The organism is Gemella morbillorum, from assembly GCF_900476045.1.
In the GTDB taxonomy this organism is placed as follows: Bacteria; Bacillota; Bacilli; order Staphylococcales; family Gemellaceae; genus Gemella; species Gemella morbillorum.
Map to the genome: position 1 here is coordinate 987,439 of NZ_LS483440.1, position 13,342 is coordinate 1,000,780.

At 30.0% G+C, this 13,342-nt stretch carries 10 protein-coding genes and 1 other RNA gene; all 11 read right to left on the reverse strand.

Annotated elements, in window-relative coordinates:
* Complete coding sequence (gene comGB, locus DQN46_RS04895) at positions 1-1,047, reverse strand: competence type IV pilus assembly protein ComGB (RefSeq protein ID WP_111743220.1); 1,047 nt, start codon at positions 1,045-1,047, stop codon at positions 1-3.
* Positions 1,022-1,990, reverse strand: a complete 969-nt coding sequence (gene comGA / locus DQN46_RS04900; RefSeq protein ID WP_224207396.1) for a competence type IV pilus ATPase ComGA — start codon at positions 1,988-1,990, stop codon at positions 1,022-1,024. Before comGA ends, comGB begins: the two co-directional genes overlap by 26 nt.
* A 141-nt stretch (positions 1,991-2,131) precedes the next feature.
* Complete coding sequence (locus DQN46_RS04905; protein WP_040461382.1) at positions 2,132-2,494, reverse strand: helix-turn-helix domain-containing protein; 363 nt, start codon at positions 2,492-2,494, stop codon at positions 2,132-2,134.
* A gap of 210 nt (positions 2,495-2,704) precedes the next feature.
* Entirely contained in the window at positions 2,705-3,472 is a 768-nt protein-coding gene (locus DQN46_RS04910) for a tRNA threonylcarbamoyladenosine dehydratase (RefSeq protein WP_111743221.1), read from the reverse strand.
* Positions 3,473-3,547: 75 nt separating this feature from the next.
* Positions 3,548-3,730, reverse strand: a non-coding RNA gene (ssrS, locus tag DQN46_RS04915) — 6S RNA.
* Between the two features lie 186 nt (positions 3,731-3,916).
* On the reverse strand, positions 3,917-6,742 hold the full coding sequence (gene uvrA, locus DQN46_RS04920) for an excinuclease ABC subunit UvrA (RefSeq protein WP_111743222.1): 2,826 nt from the start codon (positions 6,740-6,742) through the stop codon (positions 3,917-3,919).
* 212 nt (positions 6,743-6,954) lie between these two features.
* Positions 6,955-8,694 (reverse strand): thiol reductant ABC exporter subunit CydC, encoded by a 1,740-nt coding sequence (gene cydC, locus DQN46_RS04925; protein WP_111743223.1) that lies wholly within the window; start codon positions 8,692-8,694, stop codon positions 6,955-6,957.
* On the reverse strand, positions 8,684-10,399 hold the full coding sequence (cydD, locus tag DQN46_RS04930; RefSeq protein WP_111743224.1) for a thiol reductant ABC exporter subunit CydD: 1,716 nt from the start codon (positions 10,397-10,399) through the stop codon (positions 8,684-8,686). The genes cydC and cydD overlap by 11 nt, the downstream gene beginning before the upstream one ends.
* 3 nt (positions 10,400-10,402) lie before the next feature.
* Complete coding sequence (gene cydB, locus DQN46_RS04935; RefSeq protein WP_004631767.1) at positions 10,403-11,431, reverse strand: cytochrome d ubiquinol oxidase subunit II; 1,029 nt, start codon at positions 11,429-11,431, stop codon at positions 10,403-10,405.
* 1 nt (position 11,432) lies between these two features.
* Positions 11,433-12,815, reverse strand: a complete 1,383-nt coding sequence (locus DQN46_RS04940) for a cytochrome ubiquinol oxidase subunit I (protein ID WP_111743225.1) — start codon at positions 12,813-12,815, stop codon at positions 11,433-11,435.
* Positions 12,816-12,987: 172 nt separating this feature from the next.
* On the reverse strand, positions 12,988-13,341 hold the full coding sequence (locus DQN46_RS04945) for a DUF1634 domain-containing protein (protein ID WP_111743226.1): 354 nt from the start codon (positions 13,339-13,341) through the stop codon (positions 12,988-12,990).
* Position 13,342 lies beyond the last annotated feature (1 nt).

Here is a 13,342-nt window from a genome sequence, read left to right on the forward strand (position 1 = left end):
TTATTTTAACGAGCTAGCCATGTTGAAAATTGGTAAAAGTATAACCATATATAATCCAACTATCACTAATGCTAGCACACCGAATAATATCGGTTGAATCTTTCTTAAACTTCTGTCTAATGATGTTAAAAATGTATCTAACATCAACTCACTAAACAACTTCAATTCCTTGTCTATTAATCCATTATTTTTCCCATGAATAATAAATTTTTTCATTGATTTATCAAAAAATTTAACTTCTCCTATAGCATCTTCGAATGTTATCCCTGAATCTAACTTTGTTAAAATTTCTTCTGAGAAGCATGTCAGATAATAATCATACTTTTCTTCAATCATGACTTCTAACGCCGTTTTTAGAGAAAATCCACTCATTAAAAATAGGCTTAGTTCCATAGCAAATCTATACGAAAAGTATAGTTTTGCATAATTTTTAACTTTAGGAATAATTAGTAAAGTGTTTAAAAATAGTATAGGCTTATACTTAGCTATATAAAACATATATATTGAACTAAGTATAAAGATAACAAAAATAATAGATATAATTTTTGGAATATAATACAACAATTTTATAAGAATAATAGTCTGAAAGTCCATCTTAATATTAGATGAAGAATAGATGTTTTCAAACTGTGGAATTACTAGTGCATTAAAAACCATTATTAGGCATATTAATGTCATAGTTAAAAATAGTGGATAGCGTAAAGTTTTTATTATCTTTTCTTTTTGTATTTTTTTTATTTGCAGATATGTTTCAACTTCCAGTAACATGTCTTCTATGCGACCGTACTGTTCCGCAAATTTTATTTTTGTAACTATTAATTTTGAATAACCAATATACCCTAAAATATCAGATAACTTTTCTCCATTAGAGAGTTTGCTTTTTATCTTTTCTATCTCAACAGCAGGTACATCATACTGAATTAAAAGAAATTCCAAAGAATCTTCTAACATATAACCGTGTTCGATAAGTTCGTATAACCGTTTTATAAAATAAACCTTATTTTCTTTATCAAAAATTTTTTTAATATCCCCATTTTTCTTTTTCATCTTGTGTTATGAATCCTTCCTCATAAGCTAACAAAAATTTTTCATCTAAGGATTTGTTGGTTATTTTTTTATTATCTATATAGTTATGAATATCTTCTTTATTTAATATTTCAGTTATTAATCCTCTTCCTCCAGCTGATAAATTAACCAACCTTTGAGAAATGATGCAAAGGACCGTTTGTTTTATATCTTCAAGTGATAAATTCAAATCTTTCAAACGATTTATAACACCCACAGAATCCTCTGCATGAATTGTACTTAAAACCAAATGCCCCGAAAATGAAGAAGTAATAACTTGACTTGCTGTTTTAAAATCTCGAATTTCTCCAATTACCATTGCATCTGGATCACATCTCAAAATAGATTTTAGTGCATTATCATAGTTAATCCCTGCTTTTTCATTTACTTGCATTTGAATTAAATTTTCAATATTTTTCTCTACAGGATCCTCAACTGTTATAACTTGTTTATCCATATTAGCAAGTGAACTCGCTAATTTATACATTGATGTTGATTTTCCACTTCCTGTGGGACCTGAAAACAATATTAATCCATACATCTTTTTACTTAATGAATTAATATGCTCCCTATCTTCTTCAAAAATACTATAATCAACATCCTCTAACTCATCAATAAAAATCCTAACTACACAACCCTCTGATAATTCACTCAAAGGTAAAGTAGATACTCTTAAATAATAATTTTTCTCAGATAGCGAATAAACAAAGCGTCCGCTTTGTGGTTCTTTATTACGAGAAATATCTATCCCAGCGTTGTATTTTAGTAATGAGTTAACTGCATCTAACTCCCTATTTGTATAACTTTCATATTTACTCAGATTACCATTGATTCTGAGCTTTATAAAGGAATTACCTGATATGTGTGGATATATGTGTATATCACTAGCTTTGCTTTTAATTGCATCATCTATAATTTTAGTCATCAAACTTTTTACATCAATAACCATCACCCCATTTTATAGATAAAAAAATATAGACTAAGTATCTTGTACCTAGTCTATATCAAAACTATTAATTTAACGCAACCACAGATAACTCATATAGCCTAAGTAATTTGAGTTTTATTATAGATTCAAGTGTCTAGAAAAAGAATATCCCCTAAATCTTTTCAGAACCTCTTCTACTAATTTACAATCCTCACTATCTAACGCTTTTATCATATCAATTACTTCAAAGTGAGTTTTTGCTAACTCTTCGTCATTCACTTTTTCTATTTTGTAACCTACAAGCTCATCAATCGATACATTGTACAGCTTTGCAATAGATACTAGTGTTGCTACATTGGGCTCATTTCTCCCATATTCCCAGTTAGCATAAACGCCATGTGATGATAAATCTAATTTATCTGCTACAGTAGACATAGAGTAATTATTTATTTTTCGAAGTTTCTTTAAATTTTGCGCCAGTAATGTTCCTTTATTCTTCAAAGTAATCCTCCTTTCTCATCTACTTATATTATACCTTCTTTCCTATAAAAAAGCAAATTAAATTATAAATTTCCAAAACTTTTCTTATGATTATGAAAATAATTAATTTTCAATTTCTGTGTAAGGTTTACAGTAAAATTACCGAAACAGACGATATGTTAACTGAAAAATATAGAAAAACAACACTTGTGAAAGCGTTGTTTTAACATTTTAATTAGATTTTTCTATAGTTAATATTTTTATATTTTTTAATAGATTAGTGTAAACATAATTCGCAGCAATTAATCCTGCAGTAGATGGACAAAATGCATTAGATGCTGGGGGAATTTTAGATTTTCTTATATCTGATTTTTGATTACCTATTTTTTCTAGATATTCTTTGTTTGCTATAGTTGGGCTCTCGGTCGAGTACACTACAGGGACCTTTCCTTTTATGTTATCTTTTTTTAATTTTATTCTAATTACTTTAGCTAAAGGACACACTGTAGTTTTTCTTATATCTGTTATTTGAAACCTCGTCGGATCCATTTTGTTAGCTGTTCCCATAACACTAATAAACTTAATATCATTTCTTAGACAATGTTTCATCAGATGAATTTTATATGTTACTGTATCACATGCATCTATTACAAAATCTAATTTTTTTTCATAGAATGTTTTATATGTTCCTTCTGTATAAAAATCCTGAATAGCTGTAACTTCACAGTTCGGATTAATAGCTAAAATTCTTTTTTTCATTTCTTCAACTTTACTACATCCCACAGTCAACGTTGTTGCATGAATTTGACGATTAATATTAGTTATATCTATATCATCTTTATCCATAAGTACTAATGCTCCAATTCCAGAGCGCGCTAAAGCTTCAGCAGCAAATGAGCCAACCCCACCTATTCCTAATATTCCTACTCTTGACTTTTTTAATATATCTAATCCATCTGTTCCGATTATTAATTCATTTCTTGAAAATTGATGTAACATTTTATATTCCTTTAAATTTTTATTTTATGATTTTCAGTTATAATTATATTAAAAAAGACTGGTAATTAATACCAGTCTAAAACCAAAACACCGTAGTTACTTACTAAAATTGGTCCTGATATAATCAGGTGGGTACAATAGTCTTACCTTCTAAAGTCTTCTCTAAGAAGCGTTTTATACTAATAAAAAATTCTTGTTCCCTTTTAAAAAGTGTTAGGCCCGAATGTATGGTAAGTCTTACAAATGTTTTAGTATTCTATACCTATATTTTACCACATCTTTCATATTTAGACAATAGAGAAAATTGTATAAACAAATATCACGTCACGCTTTTATTCTGACTTTATTAAATAAACAATAGATCGCTTATAATATTAATTTTTTTGAAATATCTTTATAATAAATATATTCGTAAAATTAAATTCTATTGCAATTTATACTTTTTTACAATAACTTTTTCAAGAATTTTCCAGTGTAACTTTGCGGATTTTCAATTAATTTTTCCGGAGTACATTCATCAAGAATAGTTCCTCCGCCTACCCCACCTTCTGGTCCTAAATCAATTAAATGATCACAGCACTTAATAACATCTAGATTATGTTCGATAACTACAACAGTATTCCCTCCATCTACAAGCTTGTTAATAATCTTAATTAGACGGCTTATATCATCAATATGTAATCCTGTTGTTGGTTCATCTAAAATATATAAAGTTTTTCCAGTTGATTTTTTATAAAGCTCACTCGCAAGTTTCACTCTCTGTGCTTCTCCTCCTGAAAGAGTTGTTGCACTTTGACCTAATCGAATATAATCCAATCCTACATTAACCATTGTTTCTAGCTTATTTTTTATCTTTGGTATATTTTCAAAAAACTCATAAGCTTCCTTAATAGTCATATCTAAAACATCACTTATGCTCTTACCTTTGTATTTGACTTCAAGAGTTTCTCTATTATATCTTTTGCCATTACATACCTCACATGGTACATAGACATCCGGTAAGAAGTGCATTTCTATTTTTAAGATACCGTCTCCTGTGCACGCCTCACAACGCCCGCCTTTTACATTAAAGCTAAAACGACCTTTTTTATATCCTCTTAGTTTTGCTTCATTGGTATTTGCATATAAATCTCGTATATCATCAAACACACCTGTATAAGTAGCTGGATTACTTCGTGGTGTTCTCCCAATAGGGCTTTGGTCTATATCTATAATTTTATCAATATTATCTTCTACACCTTTAACCGATTTTACATACTCCGTATCTATTTCTTCTTTATTTAATATATTTTTCACAGAATTAAATAAAATTTCATTTATTAAGGTACTTTTCCCACTACCTGAAACGCCAGTTACTCCAACAAATTTACCTAATGGTAGTTTTACTGATATATCTTTTAAATTATTCTTTTTAGCTTTGTTAATTGTAATAAACTCTCCATTCCCAGAACGACGCTCTTTGGGAACTTCTATTTTTTTTCGACCAGACAAGTATGCTCCAGTTATGGAATTTTTATTTTCCATAATTTCTTTTGGTGTCCCAACCGCGACTACTTGTCCCCCATTTTCTCCAGCTTTAGGTCCTATATCTACAATATAATCACAAGCAAGCATAGTATCTTCATCATGCTCTACTACTAGAACCGTATTTCCCAAATCACGCATTGATAACATTGTATTAATTAATTTTTCATTATCACGCTGATGAAGACCTATTGAAGGTTCATCTAAAATGTACGTAACACCCATAAGTTTTGAACCTATTTGGGTTGCTAACCTTATCCTTTGTGCTTCCCCTCCAGATAATGTTCCTGAGGCACGATTTAAAGTCAAATAGTCTAAACCAACATCATTTAAAAATTGCAATCTTGATTTAATCTCTTTTAAGACTAATCTTGCTATTGTATAATCTTTTTCGCTAAGTTTTATATTTTCAAAGAAGTCATAGCTATCTCTTATTGACATTTCACAAATTTCCGCAATATTTTTCCCAGCAACATATACTGATAATATCTCTGGTTTTAACCTTTGCCCATGGCAGCTTTGACATTCATCTTCTTTTATATATTTCGCCATTGCTTCACGAGTTGCTTTTGTCATTCCGCTTTGATAGCGACGCAATATATTATTACATACACCTTCAAAATAGATTATTCGTGATCGTTTTACACCTTCATCATTTATATAAGTATGCTCAATTTCTTCAACATCATTTCCATACAAGACTATATTTTGTTGTTCCTGTGTCAATTTTTTAAATGGAATATCCATTGGAATTCCAAAATGTTTACATGCACATTTTACTAAACTTGGATAATACGTTGATGTTGCTGTATTATAAACTACTATTGCCCCATCATTTATTGACATATCTTTTAGAATAACCTTATTAACATCTACTGTTTCATGCATTCCTAGCCCATCACAAGCTGGACATGCACCTTGGGGATTGTTAAATGAAAATATCCTTGGTTCTAAATCACCTAAAGTAAAATCACAGTATTTGCAACTATATTTAGTTGAATATAGGTGAGTCACTCCCTTACCAACATCATCAATTTCTACTAGATCATTATTAGAAAGATGTAATGATGTTTCTAAAGAATCTGCTAGACGACCTTCTACTCCTTCTTTTATGACAATTCTGTCTATAATAACACTTATTGAATGTTTTTTATTTTTATCTAATTCAGGAATTTCATCTACTTCGTAATTTTCACCATCTATTTTAAAACGAATATACCCTTCTTTAGCTAATTTTTCTATTAATTTTTTATGGGTACCTTTTTTTTCTTTGATCATCGGCGCAACAATCTGAATTCGACTTCTCACAGGCGTTTCCATTATTGAATCGACAATCTGGCTTATCGAACTACTTTCAATCTTCACATGATGATTTGGACAGTAAATTTCACCAATTCGTGCATAGAGAAGTCTTAAATAATCGTAAATTTCTGTTACCGTTGCTACTGTTGAACGAGGATTTTTTGATGTTGTTTTTTGATTTATTGAAATAGCCGGAGATAACCCCTCTATCAAATCAACATCTGGCTTTTCTATATTTCCTAAAAATTGGCGAGCATAAGCGCTAAGACTTTCTACATAGCGACGTTGTCCTTCAGCATAAATAGTATCAAAAGCAAGCGAACTCTTTCCACTTCCACTTAGTCCTGTAATTACAACAAATTGATCCCTAGGTATTTCTAAATCTATATTTTTTAAATTATTTTCCCTTGCTCCTTGTATAACGATTTTATTCTTTTTTTGCATTTTTCACCTCATATAAACTTTGTGAAATTATTATTTTATATTTAATAACTTTTACTTTAAAACAAATTTTCTAACTCTATTATTATATCATAAACAATATTTAAAATAATATTAAATTGTTTTTTCTTTATATATTTTAATCCCATTTTATTATTCTATATTATTAAAAACAGCAAGATTTCGAGATAAGTCTCTTATCCTGCTGCTTTCTATTATTCTACATTATCCATATCATATAATTTACGATATTTTTCATTTGTTTGATATAATTCTTCGTGAGTTCCATTCATTTCTACTTTTCCATCTTTAATAAAAATTATTCTATCCATGTATTTTATAGAATTTAAATGGTGCGTTATCCAAACTATTGTTTTATCTCTGTTAATCTCAAAAATTGTTTTTAGTAATTCATGTTCTGTTTTTGGATCAAGACCAACTGTTGGCTCGTCAAGAAGTAGAAGTTCATTATTTTGAATAAGAGTTCTTGCAAAAGCAATTCTCTGACGTTCTCCTCCTGAAAAACGACTACCTGTCTCAAAAACATTAGTATTTATTCCTTCTGGAAGTTCAGAAATTAATCTAGTAAGCTGAGATTTTTCTAAACTTTCTTCAATCTTGCTGTTAATCTCATCATCTGTTACTTCTTCTTTTTTATCTAGCAATGCCAACTTTAAATTTTCACGAATAGTCATATCAAAAAGATAAGGTTTTTGATTCAATAATGAAATTTTCGTTCCTAACATTTTTTCTGTTGGAACTTTTCCTAAAACTGATATACTTCCTGTATAATCAGTATAAGTTCCCGTCAATAGCTTAACAAGTGTAGATTTCCCTACACCACTACGACCTAATATTGCAACTTTTTCTCCTTTTTTTATTGATAACGAAATATTGTCAAGAACATTCTTCCCATTTTCATAAGCAAATGTAACATTTTCTATATCAATAACATTTCCTTCTTTATTTTGTAGCACTTTATCAATATCTACATCATCTTGTTCATTAGCATAGAAGTCTTTAACACGCCTAATCGAAACTTCATATCCTGGGATATGGGCTACAGATTCACTTGTCATAACAGAAACACTCATAACCGATAATGCCATCATACAAAACGATGCTATATATACATTTTCTATAGAATCATTTAGGGTCATATTCCAACAACTATAAATCATATAAAAAACTGTCAATCCTGCTATAAAGTTTACTAGGTTTTCTCTAAAATGCACAAAAATTTTAATCTTTGTTTCTTTTTTTAATAGTCTAGTTTCTTTTTCTTGATATTCATTCATAAAGTCATTCACTCTATTTGATGAAATCCAATCGCTAATTCCGAAAATTGCACTTGTGAAATTTTTATAAAGATCATACTTTGCTTCTTTCATTACTTGAAAATTTCGACGTGTAAATGTAAGTGATGCAAAAGGTACTATAAAAATTATAAATAATCCGAACAGAGTTGCTAGAATGGCATAACTCATATCATATCCAAACATTAATGTTACAAATATAACATAAAGAACTAATGACACTATACTAGGAAAAATTGTTTTCAAATAAATATTTTGTAAATGTTCAATATCTTCAGCTATTAATCCAAGTAAGTCTCCAGACTTATATTCTTTTTTCAATTTCAATGCATGCGGTTCTAAAATTTTATAAACTCGACTACGCATTTTCTCTATAATCCCTAAGACCAAATTATGACTTGTTAAACGTTGTAGATAAGCAAATGTAGATTGTGATAAAGAAAATGTTCTTGTTAATACGGTTGGGACTTGTAGCATAAGAATATTCCCTATTCTCAATGATGACTTACTTATTAAAAAACCTGACACATACATAAGTGCCGCCCCACTAACTGTTGACAGTATACCTAGAATAACTACGAGGGCCATCATACTTTTATTTTTTTTGATTTCTGTTCTAACAATAGAATTATTTCTCATTGTAGCCACCCCCTACTAAATTATTCTTTAAACTAGCATATCGTAAACTTTGTTTAAAATCTACTATTCTTTCAAAATCTACTATCATACCTTTTTCTAAATTAACGATATAATCCATATTATTCAGCCAATGTAGTCTATGTGTAGCAATAATTACTGTACGATTTTCAAATAACTGTAATAACTTTTCTTTAATTTCAAATTCCGTTTCAATATCCAAGTGACTTGTAGGCTCATCTAATATAATAATTTCTCTATTACTTATCAAAGCGCGTGCTATTGCAATTCGTTGTGCCTGTCCTCCACTAAGTTCATTACCTGCCTCACCAATAAGGGTATCATATCCATTTGGTAAATCCTCTATGAATGTATCTAATCCAACAAGTCTACATACTTCCTTCAATTTTTCTTCACTAACTATATCCTTCTCATAAAATAAGATATTATTCTTTATAGTATCCGGGAATATATAAGGAAACTGTGAAATATATGAAATTTTAGAAGTCCATGAATTTGAATTTAATGAAACAACTTCATTGTTAATAAATATTTCTCCTGAACTCTGCTTATTAAAACCTGATAATATTGAAATTAACGAAGTTTTTCCACTTCCACTTGGGCCAACTAAGGCTATTTTACTTCCTTTTTGTATATCTAGATTGATATCTTTTAAAATTTCTTTATCATCTTTTATAAGTGAAATTTCTTTAAGGAAAATACTATCTACATTAGTTATAACCTTTTCCTCATTAGTTATATTATTATTTTTTTTAATCATATGCTCTATATCTTCGTAAGCTATCTGCCCATCCAAAGTTGCATGATAATCTGTTGCAGCTTGTTTCATCGGCAAGAAAAACTCTGGTGAAATTAATAGAACAGTTAATGATGGTAATAGACTTGTTTCTCCATCAAGTAACAATATCCCCAATCTTACAGCTAAAAGAGCTATTGCTATTGTAGTTAAAAAATCTAACGCAAAACTATTTAGAAAGGCAAAAGTTAAAGTCTTCATAGTACTTTTTCGGTATTCAGAATTTTTCTTTTCCATAATTGGCAAGTAATTTTTACTTATTCCTAAAAACTTAAGCGTTTCTATACCACGCACTGTATCAATAAAGTTATTTGATAATGCACGATATTTTTTATATTGTCTATTTGCCATATCTCGTGCGTTTATCCCTAATAAAATCATAAAGGCAACTATTACTGGAATAACAGAAATTATAACTAATGCTGATACATAGTCAGTATAAAAAATAAAAATTACTACTAACGTTGGAATTACTCCACCACGGATTTTCTTTGAAACATTAAGTTCAAAATACTGTTTAACCTTCCCAATTCCATCAATTGACAGGGTTACTAACTTCCCAGAACCTTCACGAGTTGTAAAATCTGGCCCTAGATTAAAATAACTCGTTAACAGTCTTTTACGTAAATCTTTTTCAAATTTCAATGCATCTTTTTCTGTAAAATATTGTTGTAAATGTAAAAACACAACTCTTAATGTATATCCTATTAAAAAAAGAACACTATCCCTTGCTACATTATCAAAATTTTTATAGAATAAGCCAACTATTGCTTTACCCAAAAAAGCAGCCTGTATAATAATACAAGCTGCTTCAAATATTGATAATAGTAATAAAGTTAATGTTAAACTTTTTTTAACAGGAAGTTTTATTTTTTCTTCCTTCTTTTTCATTAACTAGTACTCCAATTCATCTTCTTTTGATAGTCGTTTTCTAAAGATAGAATAAGACCAAACTTGGTAACCTAACACAAATGGCAATAAGAATAATGCAACTATTGTCATAAGTCTTAGTGTGTAAATTCCGCTCGCAGCATCATATATAAATAGTGATTGGCTAAGATCATTACTGTTTATAATAGCACGTGGGAACATACCTGCAAAGACACTTAGAGTTAAAAATGCTAGAGTCCCTGAAGTACTCAAGAAAGCACCTAGGTCGCGACCTTTGAAATTCAAGACAAATGATAATACAAATAGTGCTACTGCTATTAACGCAAGAACTAGTCCTACATAATAGTTCGTAGTGAATATATCTGTTTTAAATAATGCCCAAATTGCAAAAACTAATGTTACTACTGCCGCAAATGGGAATAATAATGCAGATGTTGCACGAGCAGCGTTTCTTAATTCACCTGTTGTTTTTAGTGCTAAGAATTGCGCTCCATGAACTAGCATTAGAAGTAACATCATCACTCCTCCAAGAATTGTAAATGGAGATAATAGTCCTAAGAAACCATCAACTAGATTTTTCTTTTCGTCAAGGTTAACCCCCGTCATAAAGTTTGCTACAGCTACTCCCCATAATACTGGAGGTAATAAACTACCAACAAACATTGCTATATCGAATGATTTAATCCAAGTTCTATTATTACCCAATTTACCTCTAAATTCAAATGATACGCCTCGTAGAATTAATGCTACTAGCATTAAAACGAAAGCAATGTAGTATCCACTGAATAATTTACCATACCAGATAGGAAACGCTGCGAACATTGCTCCACCACCTGTTAATAACCAAACTTCGTTAGCATCCCAGAAAGGACCAATTGTATTGAAGTAAACTCGTTTATCTTCATCAGTCTTACCTAATACTTGAGCAAGAACTCCAACACCGAAGTCATATCCTTCTAATACGAAGAATCCTGTGAATAAGACTGTAATAAGTAAGAACCATATATTTGGTAAAGCTACTGACCAATCCATACTATGCTACCTCCTTCACAGTTGTTTCTTTTTTATTCATCATATATCTAAATGCGATAAACTGTACAATACCTAAAATTGTATATAGAGCACAAAATACTAATAGTGAGAATAATACTGAACTTGCTGAGTTAGGTGAAACTCCAGCATCAGTAGTCATAACTCCAAAGATTAAAAACGGTTGACGTCCCATCTCTGCCATTACCCAACCACATGCAGTAGCAACCTCTGCCACTAATAGCATCCATGGCATAAGTTTTAGGAACCAACGTTTTTTAGTTTCAATTCGCTTAAATGAGAAAATTGTTCCAAGCAATGCTGCAAAGAATAAAATAAATGCTGAACCAGACATAACCCTGAATGAATAATAAATTGTTGGGACATGTGGGGTATAATCAATGTGCTTCCCAAATACTGGATAATACTTCTCATCCATTTCTTTTTGGAGTGTTTTCATTCCCTTCAAACTACCTTCAAACTTATCATATGCTAAGAAACTTAACATGCTAGGAACTTCAATATAATGCTCTGCTTTTTGTTGTTTTTGATCAATTTTTGCTAATACAGAAAATGGTGCCGAATTGCCTGTGTCTTCATACAACGCCTCAGCTGCAGCAACCTTCATCGGATACTCTCTTACTAAATACTGCATTTGTGAATGTCCTGTCCACAGTAAACCAGTAGATCCAATTAGCGCACCAATAATTGACACTTTAAATGCTTTTCTAAATATTGCAACTTCATGTTTACGTAACATTTTCCAAGCTGCAATACCTGCAATAGTAAATGATCCTACTGTTAATGCCATAGTTAATACGTGAGGGAATTGATTCCATAAATATGGATTCTTTACAATTGCCAAGAAGTCAATCATTTCTGCTTTTTTACCAATAACATTATTTTCAACATACTTAACTCCTACTGGATGTTGCATGAATGAGTTTGCTGATAAAATCCAAAATGCTGACATAACTGTACCGATACCTACTAACCAAATACACATTGCATGTAATTTTTTATTAATTTTCTCCCAAGAGAAAATCCAAATACCGATAAACGTAGATTCAAGATAGAATGCAAGTAATGCCTCTATCGCTAGTGATGGTCCAAAAACATCCCCTACGAATGAAGAATATTCTGACCAGTTCATACCAAATTGGAACTCCTGCAAGATACCTGTAACAACTCCAACCGCAAAGTTAATTAAGAATAGATGTCCAAAGAATTTAGTAATTCGTTTGTAATGTTCATCTCCAGTTTTAACATAAATACTTTCAAATATCGCAATTAAGAATACCATTCCTATTGTTATTGGAACAAAGAAGAAATGGAATATTGTTGTTGCAGCGAATTGTATCCTTGCAAGTAATAATGGATCCAACATAGATATACCTCCTTTATGATTTTAAATTATATTTAAAGTAAATATTACATTAATTATTGTATACTATAGTTATGTTTATGGCAAAAGAAAAATGTTAAACTATAGCAGTTTTACTATATTTTAACATTTTTTCTTCACATTTTGTTCACATTTGTGAAAATTTCTTCTATTTCTAGTTATGTTTAACTCCCAAAGTTAGACTTATTATCAATATGACTAATACTATTAAACAAATTCTTACAAAATTATAATCTTTTTCTTGGAGATAAACAAAAAGCAATCCCAAGATTCTAAAAATAGGTGTTAATATCAATATAAAAATTCCAAATATTAAATATGCATAATAATCAAACTCTACTAATCCATTAAACATCTGATTAAAACTATAACGCTCTAATATAAGAGAACTTTCTACTCCTTTTACTAATCCTAAAAATATCCCTATTAAGATTAGTGCTGAGCTAATATAAACTCCACATCTTAAAATATTTGAAATAACGACATTTATATCTTTTTTCTCTTTCATT

Bases quoted from the DNA above. Each gene is read 5' to 3' on its own strand.
- DQN46_RS04940 (WP_111743225.1), bottom strand. From the start codon at position 12,815: ATGTTGGATCCATTATTACTTGCAAGGATACAATTCGCTGCAACAACA.
- comGA (WP_224207396.1), bottom strand. From the start codon at position 1,990: ATGACTAAAATTATAGATGATGCAATTAAAAGCAAAGCTAGTGATATA.
- comGB (WP_111743220.1), bottom strand. From the start codon at position 1,047: ATGAAAAAGAAAAATGGGGATATTAAAAAAATTTTTGATAAAGAAAAT.
- cydC (WP_111743223.1), bottom strand. From the start codon at position 8,694: ATGAGAAATAATTCTATTGTTAGAACAGAAATCAAAAAAAATAAAAGT.
- DQN46_RS04910 (WP_111743221.1), bottom strand. From the start codon at position 3,472: ATGTTACATCAATTTTCAAGAAATGAATTAATAATCGGAACAGATGGA.
- cydB (WP_004631767.1), bottom strand. From the start codon at position 11,431: ATGGATTGGTCAGTAGCTTTACCAAATATATGGTTCTTACTTATTACA.
- cydD (WP_111743224.1), bottom strand. From the start codon at position 10,399: ATGAAAAAGAAGGAAGAAAAAATAAAACTTCCTGTTAAAAAAAGTTTA.
- uvrA (WP_111743222.1), bottom strand. From the start codon at position 6,742: ATGCAAAAAAAGAATAAAATCGTTATACAAGGAGCAAGGGAAAATAAT.
- DQN46_RS04945 (WP_111743226.1), bottom strand. From the start codon at position 13,341: ATGAAAGAGAAAAAAGATATAAATGTCGTTATTTCAAATATTTTAAGA.